This window comes from Affinundibacterium amnicola (assembly GCF_014284275.1).
GTDB lineage: Bacteria > Pseudomonadota > Gammaproteobacteria > Burkholderiales > Burkholderiaceae_D > Undibacterium > Undibacterium amnicola.
In genome coordinates this window covers 817,848-834,868 of record NZ_JACOFU010000001.1, presented here as the reverse complement: position 1 = coordinate 834,868, position 17,021 = coordinate 817,848, and the positions used below count along the sequence as shown (strand labels likewise).

Genomic DNA, 17,021 nt, shown 5'->3' with positions numbered 1-17,021 from the left:
AAAGGCGTGACATCATTTCTCTGCGTTAGTCGCCTGACAAACTCTGTACAGATTGAGCACTAGTTGAACTTTTTTACGCCAATAAACACTGGTTTTATCTCTATTTTTTGTCTTTCATCGGATAATACGCGCACTTTATTTGATGTTTACTTATGCTGAACGACATCTAATCTACGGAGAAAAATATGTTAACCAGTCTGTTTTTTATTGCACGTATCAGCTTTGGTTGGGGCATGGCTGCCCTCATTATTATAGTAACTTTAACTGAGGTGATTTTTCGGGTTGGTCATTTAAACGGCATCGAAATTTTGCCTTTAGGTGCCGGCTTTTTTGCAATGATAGGCGCGTTTTCGCATATCCGTCGCGTGCGTCTGATTACCATGGACGTGAACGCTGCAACGCTGTCGAATCGTCAACGCCGTCAGATCGAAATTCCTTTAGATGCCAATGCGGCATTTGCTTTGATCGAAGCGGCGATCAAAGAATTACCAGGAGCGGAGCGTTTAGAAAGCGCGGCAGATAGCTTACAACTGCGTGCCAAAGTAAAACGTATTCATCCCTATCACAATGATTTTTTAAGTGAAACTAAGTTGTTTCAATGGTTGGAGAGCGGTAATAATCAAATTCTCGCAACCGTGTCACCAGGCACAGAAACTTGCAGTGTTACTTTGATTTGCGAACCAGATCGTGCGGCTTGGACCGATTGGTTTTTGGTCGATAACGGTACCAATCTCGAAAACGCTGAAGCGCTGGGACGTGCTATTTCACGTCGTATTGCCGATAGCCGAAAACAAGAGAAAGCAAGCACACAGCAAACTGTTACAGAGAAAGAACTGACCGTCGCTAAATTGAATCTCTTGCACGCACAAGTGGAACCGCACTTTCTGTACAACACTTTGGCCAGCGCCCAATTGCTAAGCCGTTCTGATCCAGCAAGTGCGGATGTCATGTTGGGTAACTTGATTACCTATTTGCGCCATTCTTTACCGAAAACTGAAGATGCGCCATCAACCATCGGTGCTGAGCTTGAGCGCGCTAAAGCCTATCTCGACATCATGAAGATTCGTATGGGTTCACGTCTCAATTTTCAGATCGAAGTGCCAGAGTATTTGAAACCAGTTTTATTCCCCACCATGATGATGCAAACGCTGGTCGAGAATGCGATTAAGCATGGATTGGAACCAAAAACGGGTGGTGGCACGATTTGGATCTTGGCGCGTGCGCATGAAAATAATGTGGCCGTCACGATCGCTGATGATGGTCGTGGTTTTAGTGCGGAAGGTGCGGGGACTGGCATAGGATTAAGAAACGTACGTGAACGTTTGCGCCTGGCTTATGGGAATAACGCCAACTTCCATATTGTGGCGAATTTCCCAAGCGGTGTGGCAGCGACGATCACAGTCCCAACCAGTTTTCTGCAGGGAGAATAAGATGCCTAAATGTGTCGTAGCCGAAGACGAAAGTCTGTTGCGCGAAGCCTTGCTAGAACAACTGAATAAAGCCTGGCCGAATTTAGAAATCGTTGCAGCATGTGATGATGGTGCAAGTGCACTAGAAGCCATCGTCGAAAATCAACCCGATGTCGCTTTTCTGGATATACGCATGCCGGGCTTGACCGGTATAGAAATCGCAGAAGCAATGAAGGAAAGCAGCCCGCATACGCAGATTGTTTTTGTCACAGCGTATGATCAATATGCGATTGATGCCTTCGACAAAGGGGCGGTTGATTACTTGTTGAAACCGGTGACTTACGATCGCCTCTCGGCCACCGTGCAAAGGCTGCAAAGTCGCGCGATGAAAGACTTCAATGCGGTAGCTAGTTTGCTGCAACAATTAAACCTTGGCGACACTAAAAATATGCAAGCCGCATTTCAAGGAACACAAAAAAGTGATCCGCTAGTTTGGCTAACCGCGAGTTCAGGCGCAGAAACTAAACTCATCATGGTTGATGACGTTGCTTATTTTAAAGCCGACAATAAATACACAGTCGTGATGACTGCCGAAGGTGAATCCCTGTTACGCAAACCTATACGTGAATTACTAGAATTGCTCGATGCAAATATCTTTAAACAAATTCACCGTTCCACCATCGTTAATCTAAAAGCCATCGCCTCGATTGCGCGCGACGATACAGGTAAGGGCATCGTCAAGCTGAAAACGCGGCCCGAGACTTTAACCGTCAGCCAGCCCTTCATGGTTTTATTCCGCAATATGTGAGGTCACTATGTATGCATCAGTGAATTCTGCCGCCGCAACTCAGCGCTGGCAGTGGCAGCGTGCAGCCCTAAGTTTTTTGGCCTTGTCCGCTGCAGTGCCGTTGGAAGTATTGGAAGAACGCGATCAGCAGGGCGCTTATCGTTTTACCCGTGGACGGCATAAGTATTACGGGATCGGATCGCTAGTCATCTTCTTCGCGATTTTTTCTGGCTATGGCATGGGACATATGCTGGCGACCATGAGCACAATCTCTGCTTGGGGGGCGGTACTGGCTGGTGTTATTTGGGCGATATTCCAATGGTGTTTAGAACGGCAAATGTTGATTAGCATTCGTGCCGATGCAATTTGGTGGAAGAAGTTGTTCGGTTTAAGTTGGCGCGGATTGTTAGCATTACTCTCTGCGTCGACGATGGTATATCCCTTTTTTGTCGAGAGTAATCGCGCCGAGATTGATGTCAAAGTCGGCGAGATGGCGCGCACTCGGATGATTGATAATGTGCAGTCGGCGCAATTGGCGGTTGGCTTGCCAGCTTTGCGTAACGATGCAACAAGGGTGGAAGGTGCAATTAAACAAGTTGATTTGCTGTTGGCAAGTGAGCCACCTGATTTAGCAGCGTATCGACAAAAAGCCAGAGCCTGCTGGCAAGCGTTTGCTAAAACAGATTTTTCATTGCAACGCCAATTACGCCCTTTATTGGCGCAGAAGAATTCCAATATTCCAGACGCCTTATTAGAAGCAAAGATTGATGCATTGAATCAAAAGTTGAGCGCTGCCAAAGCACCATGTCAAGCTGCAGACGGTGTCGTGATAAATAAGCTGCTGGAATGGAAGCAACAGAAAAACGCTGAAAAGAAGATCCTGCTAAATGAGCAGAAGCAAGTGCAATCACATATTAGTGAAGCGAAGCAAAAAGAGATGGCACTGAGTGAATCGCAAGAGAAGAAAATTACACTTGCCGCACAATCAGGCTTTGCTGCTGATTTTGCCGCTGTCGCTGATTTAGTGCGCAATGATGCGAATCGACGCTTTCAATTAATCTGGTGGTTGACCTGGTTTTTCGCGATTGAAATGGTGGCGATTTTGGTGAAGTTTACGTCAACGACCGATGTCGATTTAAAATTCAATAGCATGGAAATGGCAACCCAAGAGCAGATTGCCGAACAGCTGCAAACACAACAAGAACAAATCGCGACCAAACGTTTGCAAGCAAGTATGCAAGCGAAAGGTGAACAAGCGTTGTGGCTGGCAGATGATGGTCAAATGGCGCTAGCTCGGGTTCGTTTGGAACAAGAACTTGAGATGCAGTTACATCAGCAACTAAGAGCAATGGATGTCGAATTACGTTTGAATGTCGAAGCATTGAAATTGCATCTGTTGCAGCTCGAAGCGATACAGCAATTGAAGAATGCATCTAGTATTTTGAACGCGGGAAGTGTTGATCCGCGCATTGAAAATATGGTGCAAGAAACGATTAAGAGGATATTAGATAGTCTATCTGGTTTGCAGGCTTCAACAGTCAAGGTTTAATTCTCCCTTCTCCCGCTAGCAGGAGAAGGGGCGGGGATGAGGGACGTTCAGATTCGGAAGGGGTCTTGAGAATGCTGTTGGACGTGCTTCAGTAATGTGATTCAGATGTTGTGCCGTATGCTACAATTTAATCGTTCTGTCGTCACGGCACTATTCTCACCCTAACCCTCTTCCGTATGCAGGAGAGGGAATGTTGAAACCACGGGCTTGCTCATCAGTTTTATAGCATCTCAAGTCTTCATAAATCCATACAAAGCATCCAACACCGCATCAGCCTGTTCACTCATCATAGAATGCCCACAATGTTCAATGATGTGAATCTGCTTGTTGTTGATTGCGTTTGATAACAAAGAACTTGCTTTGACAGGCGTCATCATGTCCTGACGTGCCAGCAAAAACAGCGTAGGGCATTGCACTTTCTTTGCTGCTTCTTCACCGTTTAAATACGTATTGCAGGCAGTGAAATCATTGAAGAAAACTTGCTCGGGATTGATAGCAGAAATTCTTTGCATCAAGCGCATGCTGCCATTCATTACCGAGAAACCAGGTCCCGGGCAAGATGGTTTGTGTGCCATGCTGCTATGTGAAAAAATATTCACCATATCAATCGCCGATTGTTCATCATGCTGTGCTGAGAATAGCAAAGCATCCGAGACTTTCATAGGGAATGCTGTGCCGAGTAAAGCGAGTTTTTGTATGCGCTCTGGCGCCATGCTGGCCGCTTCTAAGGCGATCAATGAACCCATGCTATGACCTGCAACATAGGCTTGCTGTACGCCGCTGAGTTCGATTAATTCCAGCAACCAACTTGCGAGTTTCTCCACACTGCTTAAAGCCGGACCTGCGCTGCGACCGTGACCGGGCAGATCAACTGCCAATACACTAAAACCATGATGTGCTAAATAGCGTGACTGTAAAGCCCAAACCGAATGGTCATTTTGCGCACCATGCACCAAAATGATGGTCGGCAAATTAGGATTAAATGCTTTGCCACCTGTGTACGCATAGACTTCTTTATTCTGTATCGTGAGGTGCATCTTATTTGCCTTTCTGAGCCATTTTTAAACCACGCGTCAAATCTTCAATCAGGTCGTCGACATTTTCTAAACCAACAGAAAGACGTATCGTTCCTTCACTGATGCCTGATGCCGCCAATTGTTCGGCTGGCACACGGAAATGCGTAGTCGAAGCTGGATGAATTACCAAAGATTTTGCATCACCGACATTGGCAAGATGTGAGAATACTTTGAGCGATTCGACAAATCGTTGACCCGCAGCACGATCACCTTTGATATTGAAAGAAAAGACCGAGCCACAACCTTTGGGCAACAGTGTTTTCGCCAGTTCATAATCGGGATGCGATGCCAATTCTGGAAACGCGATAGACTCTACAGCGGCATGTGAAGACAAGAATTCAACGACTTTACGGGCATTCGCAACATGTCTGTCCATACGCAACCCCAAGGTTTCTATTCCCTGCAAGATGGCGAAGGCATTGTGTGGACTCATGCACGCGCCAAAGTCACGTAAGCCTTCACGCCGTGCACGTAATGAAAAAGCGCCAACTGTCGATTCTTCACTAAACACCATGCCATGAAAACCTTCATATGGCTCACATAGCTCGGCAAAACGTCCGGTTTTCTCGTAAGCCGCTTGCCAGTCGAACGTGCCACCATCAACCAAAACACCACCGATTGCCGTACCGTGTCCGCACAGAAATTTGGTGGCGGAGTGATACACCAAATCGGCGCCGTGTTCGAATGGTCGTAATAGGTAGGGCGTGGTAAAGGTCGAATCGAGCATTAAGGGCAGATGATTTTCATGTGCGATTTCTGCGATGGCGGGAATATTGAAAACATCCAGTCCAGGATTGCCTAAGGTTTCACCAAAGAAAACTTTCGTATTCGGGCGTATCGCATTGCGCCAGGCATCAAGATCACGTGGATCGACAAAGCTAGTCTCGATTCCGAAGCGTTTCATGGTGTAGGCCAGCAAATTATGCGAGCCACCATAAAGCGCAGGTGATGCGACGATGTGCGATCCAGCCCCTGCAATCGTCGATAAACCAAGATGCAGCGCGGCTTGTCCGCTGGCGACAGCGATGCCAGCGACGCCGCCTTCCAGCGCAGCCATACGTTCTTCTAGTACAGCGTTGGTGGGATTGGTAATGCGGCTATAAACATGGCCCGCGCGTTCCATATTGAAAAGCGAAGCCGCATGATCGGAATCTTTAAATTCAAATGAAGATGTGAAATAAATTGGGGTGGCTCGCGCACCGGTAGCTGGATCGGCTACGGCGCCGGCATGCAATGACAAAGTGTCAAAGCCTGGGTATTTTGGACCGCTCATAAACTGGTATTCTCCCTAATTGGATGCCGACATCCTACGCACTTGCCATGTTTTTGAAAAGACCTGACGTGTTAATCAAGGCAGTAATCATTTTCGGCAAACCACAGATCCCGTGAGATCTTGCAATAAATCAAAAATACTTGTTCTTAATCACTAGATTTTTCTTGGTGCTTGCGATACATTAGGTGAAAGAAAGCAAAGATTGCCCTGAAAGTTTTAACTGCTAGGTGATGGCTGAGCCTTTAGGCTAGATTAGGTAGATCAGATCGGAGGAATAAGATGAAGGTTTCAGAAATTCTGCAGGTAAAGGGAAATATTCTTTTTACGATTACGCCTGATACACCAATGAAGGATGCGGTCAGCTTCATGGAGGAAAAAGATATAGGCTCATTGATCGTCATGGAATTTGGTGATCTGGTGGGAATGCTGACTTTTCGTGAAGTGATTCGTGCCATTCATAAAAACGGTGGCGCCTTAGGTGACGGAACAGTTCGTAAATACATGGATGATCATCCCATGACAGTGACTCCAGAGACCGAAGTTAACGAAGTGCGCCGTATGATGCTGGAAAAACATTCTCGTTATTTGCCAGTGATGGATGCGAAGACTTTAATGGGCGTGATCTCTTTCTACGACGTCGCACGTGCTGTGCTAGAAGCGCAAAGTTTTGAAAATAAAATGTTGAAGGCCTATATCCGCGATTGGCCAGTTGAAGATGAAAAAGAATCGTAATAGTGCGAAACCCACGATGTGAATTGTGGGTTTTTTTTTGCCTGGTGAATTTGAATTGGAATTTAAATTAATGGATGCTTCATGTTGAAGGTTGACGATGTTTTTTGTGTTGGATGAAAGTTTGATTGAAGTTCGATAAAAATAAGGAGAAAAGTATGCAGGTAGCCATCATCGGTGCTGGTTTAGCTGGATTAACCGCAGCCCGTCAATGTCAGGCACAGGGACATCATGTTACTGTGTATGAAAAAAGTCGCGGTGTGAGCGGACGTATGAGTACACGACAAACCGAACTCGGTGGCTTTGATCACGGCGCGCAATATTTCACCGCGAGTTCAGATCGATTCAAAAAAGAGGTCGCAGATTGGCGTAAATTAGAATGGGTGGTTCCTTGGGAAAGTAAGCTAGTGAATCTCGATCACGGTAAAACTACTGCAGCTGGAAAGAGTTCTCAGCGTTTTGTACCTGTACCTGGAATGAGTTCCTTAGGCAAACAATTGGCACATGGTTTTGACGTACGTTTGGAACAGCAAGTGGTCGCCTTGGAAGCCCATGGTGAACAATGGATATTGTCAGTAAAAACCGATGAGATTCCTGTTGCCGCATCTGCGGGACCATTCGATGCGGTGATTATGGCGATTCCACCAGAACAAGCCTCTGTATTATTGAAAGACCATGCGAGCTTTAGTAAACAAGTAGCCAGTGTTCATTTGCAACCATGTTGGGTATTGATGCTGGGGTTTCAGCATCCATTAAATTTGGATTATGACGGTGCTTGGGTTGCAAATTCTCGTTTGGGTTGGATTGCGCGCGATACATCTAAACCTGATCATCGTGCCGGTGAACGCTGGGTCTGTCATGCAACTGCGGCATGGAGTGTCGAGCACTTAGAGGATGACCATGAACGCGCTAAAGAGAAATTGTCGAAGGCTTTTCATGAAGCCACTGGATCGCCAATTCAGGCTATTCACGCTGTAACACATCGTTGGCGCTTTGCACAAGCGGATGCACCTTTAGCAGAGTCATTTTTATGGGATCCTAAAGCCAAGATCGGTGTATGTGGAGATTGGTTTGCAGCAGGCTTGGATGGAGCGGGGCGGGTTGAAAATGCTTTCCTAAGCGGTTTAGGAATTGCCAACGCATTAGCTTAAATCTTGTGGCGTATGAACTTAGTGCGCTGATATGTTGATCTAAAAACTCTATTTGATTTTGTTTGTTTCTATCTGAAGCCTCAATAAAAAACTCCATGTAATTGCATACATGGAGTTTTTTTATATTTGGAAAATCAAAATAGACGTAATGCTAGCTTGCTTTTTAAAGTTAAACGAAGCGCTTGTCCAACTGGGACTTTATAACTACGCCATTCTTTGTAATCTTTAATCGCGGCTAACATTTCAATTTTCCTTTGGGGTGGTGATTATTCAAAACAATGTCAGCATCTTAATTTGAACGATACATAATTTATGTGATGGCCAGCACAAAGGGGTGATTTAATTTCATTATTTCGTACAAAAAATGAAGGCTTTAGTGGAAAGTTGAAAAAAGTATCGCGAAACCTGCTATCAATGAAGTGACGCCGATCAATTTTAGAAAACGATTCGCATGTGGTACTACATACAACGTGAATTGTCGATGTGATTGCCATGGCACTAAAAATAAGCACGCCGTTGTGCTGATGAGAATCCAGCCAAACCAGTGAAAGATGTCAGTCAAAAGCATATTGGGACTATGCAATACAAAAGCAAAGCCTATCGCGAGTCGCAAGAACAATTCCGTATAGTGGAGAAACATACTATTTGCAAATCCGAGCAAAAATCTCGCTGCCGTTGCAGGCTTGGTTAGTGCAATCATCCCCAGAGCTACGCAGTAAACTGCAGTAAGACAGATCAAGATCAATGGTAACAAGTGAAGGATTTTCATATGAGCCTAGGGCTTAGCTTAAGCATAATTGCGCCAGCTAGGGGCGAATTATTCGAGGAGGCGACTGCGACGACGTCAAATCTGTTTTGCATAAGTCTTAATTGCTAATCGTGTTAAGTTTCGAGCTATGCTGTATTGATTGATGGTTTTATCTAAATCTTTGTATAGAAAAGTCGACCATTCCTTCGACGCTGCCGCGGTTCGAATATTCATCGCGTAACAGACTGGCATCGCTGCGGGTATGTGTCGCTTGGTAAATATGTTCCAGAGCATCGCCTGCACCTAAGCTATCGGCGTGGGTTTGTATTTTACGTACAGTCGTCAGAATATCCTCGCGCAGCGGCATTTGTTCGTACGATTTTGGATGGACGATGGTGCCATCTAATCCAAACCGGCAAGCTTGAAATCGATTGTAGTTGTAGACTAGGTAGTCATCTTCTGCTGGTTCGGGTTCATTTCGTTCTAATAAATATTTACATAAGGATTGTAAATAACATGCCAATCCTGCAGCACGTTCGACAGTTAGTGGCGTGTCGCAAACACGTAATTCAATCGTGCCATATTCCGGTTTTGGTCGGATATCCCAATAAAAATCCTTCATACTTTTTACTACGCCGGTGTGCTCCATTTTCTCAAAATAATGTTTTTCAAATTCTTCCCATTTGAGAAAGAACGGTGCGCGGCCACTTAAAGGGAAGGCAAAAACAGAGTTTAATCGCGCAGAATTAAATAAAGTGTCATGTCCTTGCACGAAAGGCGAGGAGGCTGACAAGGCAATAAAATGTGGTACGTAGCGATTGAGTGCATGCAGTAGAAAAAGCGCCTCATCACCATTGGTGCAACCAATGTGAACATGTTGTCCGAAGATCGTAAATTGTTTGGTCAAGTAACCGTATAGAGCCGAAACTTCTTGGAATCGGGGCTTATTGAAAATGCGTCGATCCGACCAAATCTGGAATGGATGTGTGCCGCCGCCGCTGATGCCAATATTTAGGCGATCAGCTGCACGCACTAAAATATTGCGCATCTGTTCTAGTTCTGTGATTAAGCCACCATACTCAGTATGAATGCTGGTGGCGATTTCAATCATGCTCTCGGTGACTTCGGGTGTAACAACACCAGGAAAATCGTTACGTGACAATAGTTCCAGCATATCTGGGCTGGCCGCTACCAAATCAAAGTTACTTAAACTGATCAACTGAAGCTCAAGTTCAACGCCCATACTCAGCGCTTGTGAGTTCTTAAATTTCTCTAAGGCCATCTTAGTTCTCCTTGATTTCAGGTACTTCGTGTGCCCAAATTAACGCTCTTTGAATGAACAAGGGACCGATAATTTCCAATGTGAGTGCTGCGGCGGCCAAAGGCGCAAGTTGATCTATCAAATCAATCCCGATATACCTCGATTGCTCTAGCACCAAAATCACAAATGCAGAAATTGGCATGGTTGCCATCCCAATTAAGGCACCTTTGCGCCATGAAATACCACTGACACGCGCGAAAATACCAATTCCAATTATTTTTGCAAATTGACGAACGAAAATAATTGCCAAGCCTAATCCCACTCCCGCAACAACTTGTCGCCATTCGATGGTGGCTGCGATGAAGACAAATAAAATAACCGACAGTAAATCACCGAGTGCGCCGAATCCATGCTGAGATGCATTTAAGATGATCCGTCGATGGCGAACCACCAGCCCGAATGTGAGTGTGGCTAACACGGGGGACAACTTTAAACTGTGCGTAAGTGCGACGATGAACACCACGGCGATCGTGAACGCTAAGGTCCCATCTTGATGCAGTCGTTTAGTTTTGCGTAAAACAGCAGGAATAAAAATGCCGAAACCAACTCCCAAAGACGCAGAAATAATGAGAACCACAAGACCGTTATAGCTCGCGTCCCATAAATTACCTGAGGTTTTAAAAATAACCAGTCCAACAATGATCTTAAAAACCAACACGGCAAAAACACAGTTGAGTACGGAGAGATGTAAAACACGTTCAGTGACTTGACCAGAACTTTTATGTTCGTTAATCACCCTAAGTATGGTTGCTGGTGATGTCGCCATTGATAAAGCGGCCAACAATAGTGCTGAAGTTGTTGATTGTCCGAACGCGAGTACAAGAAAATAAACACAAATAAAGGTCAGCGCAGCCTCGGTCAAGCTGCTTACGGCAATCCACGGATTATTGCGCAACCAACGTAAATTAATTCGATAACCACTTTCAAATAAGATCAAGCCAAAAGCAATGTTAGCCATTAATAACATGGTGGGCGATTGAGTAACGGGTAATAATCCAAGCTGCGATGGTGCCAGCAGAAAACCGACGATGGCATAAGCACTAATGCGAGGTAACTTGACCCAGCGATGAGTAAATTCGCCGGCCATCCAAGCGATTAAAATCGCGAACGGCCATGCCATATCATTTTGAAGTATCGTTAATTCCATCATACGGATTCCTTGGTTTGCTTAACATCTAGTTTCAACTCGCATGCAATTCAATTTTTATGAGCATGCAAGGCGATTGCTGTGGATTCTTAACATGGTGTACGGCGCACATACAAAGGTATGGCATCACATTGATCAAAGAGTTCAATGCGGCTTTAAGCGAAAGGAGATGAGATAAATGCAAGGTATCGCAAAATAATTCGCGAAAATAGGGGCGAGTGAGGGCTTGTCCATTGGTATCTTAGGCGGCAAAATAGGCGAGGCGGCCCGACCTTCGCTATACCTGCCGCATTCTAATTAATGGGCACCCATTTGTATTTTAACTTGTGACGGTTAAAGAAATCAATTAAATTTCGGATGATGGAAAAACATGTCAGAGTAGGGTAGTCGGCAAAATTTCTGCAATCAATAATCGATCGATTCGATTCTTGTCCATATCAACAACTTCGATACGAAAACCTTGCCACTCGAAATACTCGGATTCTCTTGGTATATAGCCAAAATGGGTGAGCACAAAGCCAGCGAGAGTGTGGTACGAGCCTGAGGCTTCTTCGGGAAATTTGACGTCACTATCCAAGATTTCACGAAATCGGTCAAACGAGATACCGCCGTCAATCAACCAAGAGCCATCTTCTCGTTGTGTTGCATCCGATTCCATGTGATTATCGACTGCGACAACATCGCCAACTAATGCGCCGAGTACATCGCTTAATGTAACAATTCCCTCGATTTCGCCATATTCATTCACTACCAAGGCTAACTCGGCCCGGTTTTTCTTTAATGCCTCGAGTAACTGCATGGCACTGAGTGTTTCTGGGATATATAACGGAGGTCTCACGGCTGCCGCGATATCTACAGCTTGTAAAGATTTTGCTTCAATTGCCTGATCAAACAAATGTCCGCCGTGAATAATTCCGATCACATTAGATAAATCTCCTTTGCAGACAGGAAAACGGCTGTAATGACTTGCTTTTATTTTCGCCAAGTTTTGTTCCAGAGATTCCTCAATATCGATAAAATCGATGTCCATCCTTGGCGTCATTAATGCGGCAACCCGTTGATCATCGAGGCGCAGTGCGCGCGATACAATATCGTGCTCAGTTTTTTCGAATAAACCAGCATTTGTTCCTTCTTGCAGCATGCCGGTAATTTCTTCTTCTGTCACAGCATTATTTTTTGCCTGGTGCAAGCCCATGAGTCGCAATAGGGCTTCTGTTGTGAATGTCAGGATTTTTACAAAAGGTCCCATTACGCTCGACAGCCACTGCATTGGTGCTGCGATCAGTGATGCCACGGTCTCGGGATATTGCATTGCAATTCGCTTCGGCAGTAATTCACCGAGAATAAGGGATGAGAACGTAATCCCAACCACCACAATTGCTAATGCAATTTCTCTGGCGAATTCGCTAATTAGAGGAATGGTTTCTAATTTGGGGCTAAGTTGTGCAACTAACGATGCTTCACCAAAAGCACCATTAAAAATACCAATCAAAGTAATGCCAACCTGAATCGTTGAAAGAAATCGGCTTGGACTATCGGATAGCTCTAAAGCAGCTTGAGCGCCACGACTACCATTCTCCGACATTTTTTGTAAGCGAATGCGCTTTGATGAAACAACTGCGATTTCAGACATGGCGAACAAACCATTGACCAAAATCAGACCTAGAATAATCAGTATATCCATTATGAGAGGGCAAACCGTTTTATTGGTAGCCCCCATTAATTACGGGAAAAGTATTGTACCCAAAATTTTTCGCTTTGGATTATTTGGGCTTGAAATCCTCACCGCCATAAGCTTGGCTTCCGCCTTTGTAGTAAGTAATAAGGCCTTCAAGTGTTTACTGATTGACCTCAGTCAAGAAAATTAAATTTCGGATTCATTATTGTTAGTTCGATCTTCTTTCTCCTCATTTATAGGCGCAACATTGCTTTGTGGGAATGTTTTTTTGCGTTTGACTTTATGAGAGAAATGAAATGAATGACTTGAAAATATCCACCAAGCTGTTTGGTGGATTTGGTGTAATGGGGGTTTTATTAATGTTGATCGTTGCGATTGGTTTACATCATCTTTCCAGTGTGAACGACAATGTCAAGGACATTATTAGCGACAAAGTTCCAGCGACTCAGCTGTCGACCGAGACTTTGAGACAAGTCGATGTCATTGCGATTGCGCTTCGTAATATGATGCTTAATCATGACAACGTGGACCAGCAAAAGCAACTAGATACTATCGAAAATGCCCGTCAATTGATACAAAACTCCACGGAAAAATTAGCAAAAATTACCCTCTCGAATGAAGGTAAGGAATTGTTGCATCAGGTAAGCGAAACGGGTAAGAAATATGCAAATGGAACTACGGCATTATTAAAACTGATTACGAGCGGTAAAGAGGATGAATCAAAAGTATTTCTGGCAAATGAGTTGCGCCCGATTCTTGCTGTCTATAAGGACGCGACAAATAAGCTGATTCAATTTCAGTTCGCAGCTATTGCAAAAAAAGGCGAGCAGTCGGAGAGCACATATGTTGAGTCCAGAGTTTTATTGATTGGCTTGGGTATGATAGCGATATTTCTGGCAACGATTGTTGGCGTACTAATTACTCGTAACTTGATGAGTGCACTTGGGGGAGAACCTAAAGAGGCATTGGATATGGTAAAGGCCGTCGCAGAAGGTGATTTGAGTATTCAGATTGCAGTAAAACCGGGCGACCAGACAAGCATTATCGCAAATCTGCAAACGATGCAAACAAGTTTGTTAAAAGTCGTTTCTGACGTCAGGTTGGGTTCCGAAAGTGTCGCCACAGCAAGTGCCGAAATCGCACAGGGAAATATGGATCTGTCTGCTCGCACGGAAAGTCAGGCAAGTGCATTGGAGGAAACTGCCGCATCAATGGAAGAGTTGATGTCCACTGTAAAACAAAATGCGGATAACGCGAAACAAGCAAATCAGCTTGCTCGTAGTGCTAGTTTGGTGGCGTCACAGGGGGGAGCGGTGGTGACGCAAGCTGTTGGAACGATGAGAGAGATTAGTGAGTCAAGTGTGAAAATAGCTGACATCATTAGCGTCATTGATGGGATTGCTTTTCAAACGAATATTTTGGCACTAAATGCCGCAGTAGAAGCTGCTCGAGCAGGTGAGCAGGGTAGAGGATTTGCCGTTGTAGCTTCAGAGGTTCGATCTTTGGCTGGAAGGTCTGCAGAGGCGGCAAAAGAAATTAAATCGTTGATTAATACAAGCGTCAATTGTGTGCGTAATGGTACTGAGTTAGTGGATCAGGCAGGCGTAACAATGATTGAAATTGTCAATTCGATTAAACGCGTTGAAGACATTATGAGTGAAATTAGCGCATCGAGTCATGAGCAAGCCTTAGGTGTTACGCAAGTCGGTGAAGCGGTCACGCATATGGATGAATCGACTCAGCAGAACGCGGCATTGGTCGAAGAAATGGCTGCCGCTGCCAGCACTTTAAAATTTCAGGCGACTGAATTAGTGCAAACGGTGTCTGTATTTAAGATGATTTCAGGTGCTGATGACGTTAAGCGTAATGCAAACAATAAAGATTCAAAGCATATTAATTTCAGGAGCGAAAGAGATCTAGTTTTATTGTCTTAGTTTTAGGGGTTATACGATGTTTTTGAAATTATTCACTCATGTAAAGATTCGTGTGACGTAAATAAGACTGACTAGCCATAAATGAAGTCTCACCTGATGTTGCTGGTATTGTGAAAGTTGCTGCGTTTTAAGTTATGATTTAAGACTTTGCTCACAATAATTTTACCGCTATTTAAATGATCAATAAGTCTGTAGTATCCAATGAAGGTATTCGACCGACACTGTTGCAGCGCCGAATGTCTTTATTGAAAATACTTTTCTCACTGTTCGCAATATTTACACTTTTGGGCTTATGGTTAATCTTTGAATTAAGAGACGGTTATGATCAAGTTCTGAAGCAGGCAACCTACAGGGCAGCACAACGTAGCCAAATTTTGGGACAAAGTTTGCGCACTCAAATTTTGGCATCCGACTATGTGTTACGTGATGTCGCTAGTAGAATTCAAATCATAGATGGCGTCTTTGTAGATACGGGTCTTAATCAAGGTAAAACCTTGTCGACTTTATTAAAGGAGAAGGGTGACACTGTCCCTGACTTTTTTAGTATGGTTTTATTTGATCGAGATTGTAAATTTATTGCGACAGCGACCGGGCAGAATATCGGCATACGCTCAAAACCTGAACTGTGTGAAGCTCGAAAGAAATTCAAAGGTTCCGGACCCATGGTTGAGTATGTGGCGGGTAGTAAATCTGCATCGGGTCGATCAGCGCTCGTAATTTCAAGGCACTTCATTAACACCAATGGTCAATTTGTGGGTGGTGTGTTGGGAGTCATTGAGCTTGAACGAATGCAACGCTGGTTTGATTCACTGGATATCGCCAACTATGACTCCGTTTCTTTGATCGACAATTCTCAAATACTATTGGCTCGCAGACCTACGATGCATTCCTACTTGGAAAAGCAGATGATGAGCGAAGCGGATATTAATTCGTTGAGTGAGAAGTTTGCGAAATCAGGTATTGCCACCGCAATTGACATCGATGGACTTGAACGTCTTTTTGGTATGTATAAGATAGAAGATTTTCCTTTCACTGTTGTTTACGGATTTGAAAAGCTCGCGATTTTAAAACAATGGAGGAAACGGGCGATTGATTTGAGCGTTGGATATTGCACCTTATTGCTTTTGGCAGGATTTGTCGTCCTCTCACACATCACCGTATTGCGTCAACATAATGAAATAAGCAAGAACAATGCATTATTGCGTTCAAGTGAAGCAAACTTTCGTATGTTGGCTGAGAATATGGCCGACATCGTTTGGCAAATCAATTCATTCTTTAAAGTCACATACACTAATGCTGCTGATGAAAGAGTGAGGGGGTATTCCAACAGTGAAATCGTTGGTATTGACATTCGTGAGCAATTTACCGAATGTGGGCAAGAAATTTTTCAGCAAGAAATTGATAAGCGGTTTGAGCTTGAGAGATCCGGTAACAAGGGGCTGGCGATGAAGTTTGAGTTACCGATGCGTTGTAAGGATGGTCGTGAACTGTGGATGGAAATTTCTTCAGTGCCAATTTATGGAGAAAATGGCGAGATCGATGGGTACCAAGGAGTGGCTCGCGATATTAGTCTGCGAAAGCTGCACGAAGAAAAACTACTTCAAGCACATCAGGAAATGGAAAACCGACTGTTAGAGGCTGCTGAAGAAAAAACAGCATTACAAGAATTAGCCTTACATGATGCGATGACCGGTTTATACAATCGACGATTTCTCGATGCTGCAATTGTGCGAGAAATTGCACTTTCGGACCGAGAGCAAAGACCACTTGCTGTGATTATGTTGGATTTGGATCATTTTAAGAATGTCAATGATCGATTTGGACATAGCGCTGGAGACCAAGTCCTGAAGGCCCTCGCAGACATCATGCGACAAACATCGCGTGAAAGCGATTTAATTTGCCGCTATGGCGGAGAAGAGTTTATCGCAATTATTCCAAACATGTCAGCTTCTCAAGCATTCGAAAGAGCCGAGATATGGCGTAAACAACTGGAAAAGAATACGGTGAATTACGGCGGAAATGAAATAAAAATCACATTATCTGCAGGCATAGCTATTTATCCCAATCATGGTAAAAATGGTGAAGAGCTTATTTTGAGTGCTGATGAAATGCTTTATCAATCTAAACGCTCTGGGCGGAATCAAGTGAGTATCGCTTAATACTATTCTTATTAGTTAAATCGAATCACACAGATCGAAAAAATACCACGTTAGTAAAAG

Annotated in this window: 12 protein-coding genes; 7 read left to right on the top strand and 5 right to left on the bottom strand. The window is 44.3% G+C overall.

Translation table 11 applies throughout. The features are described 5' to 3' along the window. The first annotated feature begins 185 nt into the window (after nt 1-185). The 3 genes from H8K33_RS03740 to H8K33_RS03730 are packed head-to-tail and all read left to right on the top strand — an operon-like array spanning nt 186 to nt 3,745. A complete protein-coding gene (locus tag H8K33_RS03740) occupies nt 186-1,430 on the top strand; it encodes a sensor histidine kinase (RefSeq protein ID WP_186889607.1) in 1,245 nt (414 codons plus the stop codon). A 1-nt stretch (nt 1,431) separates the two neighbouring features. Further along, entirely contained in the window at nt 1,432-2,217 is a 786-nt protein-coding gene (locus H8K33_RS03735; RefSeq protein ID WP_186889606.1) for a LytR/AlgR family response regulator transcription factor, read from the top strand. A 7-nt stretch (nt 2,218-2,224) separates the two neighbouring features. Beyond that, nucleotides 2,225-3,745: a DUF4407 domain-containing protein gene (locus H8K33_RS03730; protein ID WP_186889605.1), complete on the top strand. Its 1,521-nt coding sequence runs from the start codon at nt 2,225-2,227 to the stop codon at nt 3,743-3,745. A gap of 230 nt (nt 3,746-3,975) precedes the next feature. Here the strand turns inward: H8K33_RS03730 and H8K33_RS03725 are convergent, their stop codons facing one another. Further along, a complete protein-coding gene (locus H8K33_RS03725; protein WP_186889604.1) occupies nt 3,976-4,782 on the bottom strand; it encodes an alpha/beta fold hydrolase in 807 nt (268 codons plus the stop codon). Nucleotide 4,783: 1 nt separating this feature from the next. Then, nucleotides 4,784-6,094 carry an O-acetylhomoserine aminocarboxypropyltransferase gene (locus H8K33_RS03720; protein ID WP_186889603.1) on the bottom strand — a complete coding sequence of 437 codons (1,311 nt, stop codon included), beginning with the start codon at nt 6,092-6,094 and terminating at the stop codon, nt 4,784-4,786. Between the two features lie 279 nt (nt 6,095-6,373). On the opposite strand from H8K33_RS03720, the gene H8K33_RS03715 reads away from it, so the two are divergent. Both H8K33_RS03715 and H8K33_RS03710 read left to right on the top strand, forming a co-directional pair. Further along, nucleotides 6,374-6,826 carry a CBS domain-containing protein gene (locus H8K33_RS03715; RefSeq protein WP_186889602.1) on the top strand — a complete coding sequence of 151 codons (453 nt, stop codon included), beginning with the start codon at nt 6,374-6,376 and terminating at the stop codon, nt 6,824-6,826. A gap of 155 nt (nt 6,827-6,981) precedes the next feature. Continuing rightward, entirely contained in the window at nt 6,982-7,974 is a 993-nt protein-coding gene (locus tag H8K33_RS03710; protein WP_186889601.1) for an NAD(P)/FAD-dependent oxidoreductase, read from the top strand. Nucleotides 7,975-8,891: 917 nt separating this feature from the next. Here H8K33_RS03710 and H8K33_RS03705 read toward each other — a convergent pair. The 3 genes from H8K33_RS03705 to H8K33_RS03695 all read right to left on the bottom strand — a co-directional run bounded on the left by H8K33_RS03705 (nt 8,892) and on the right by H8K33_RS03695 (nt 12,874). Continuing rightward, a complete protein-coding gene (locus tag H8K33_RS03705; protein ID WP_186889600.1) occupies nt 8,892-10,004 on the bottom strand; it encodes a YbdK family carboxylate-amine ligase in 1,113 nt (370 codons plus the stop codon). 1 nt (nt 10,005) lies between these two features. Beyond that, nucleotides 10,006-11,193, bottom strand: a complete 1,188-nt coding sequence (locus H8K33_RS03700) for a cation:proton antiporter (protein ID WP_186889599.1) — start codon at nt 11,191-11,193, stop codon at nt 10,006-10,008. Nucleotides 11,194-11,563: 370 nt separating this feature from the next. Then, on the bottom strand, nt 11,564-12,874 hold the full coding sequence (locus H8K33_RS03695) for a hemolysin family protein (protein WP_186889598.1): 1,311 nt from the start codon (nt 12,872-12,874) through the stop codon (nt 11,564-11,566). A gap of 290 nt (nt 12,875-13,164) precedes the next feature. On the opposite strand from H8K33_RS03695, the gene H8K33_RS20055 reads away from it, so the two are divergent. Then, complete coding sequence (locus H8K33_RS20055) at nt 13,165-14,802, top strand: methyl-accepting chemotaxis protein (RefSeq protein WP_186889597.1); 1,638 nt, start codon at nt 13,165-13,167, stop codon at nt 14,800-14,802. A gap of 236 nt (nt 14,803-15,038) precedes the next feature. Beyond that, nucleotides 15,039-16,961 carry a diguanylate cyclase gene (locus H8K33_RS03685; protein ID WP_222613257.1) on the top strand — a complete coding sequence of 641 codons (1,923 nt, stop codon included), beginning with the start codon at nt 15,039-15,041 and terminating at the stop codon, nt 16,959-16,961. Nucleotides 16,962-17,021: the final 60 nt, after the last annotated feature.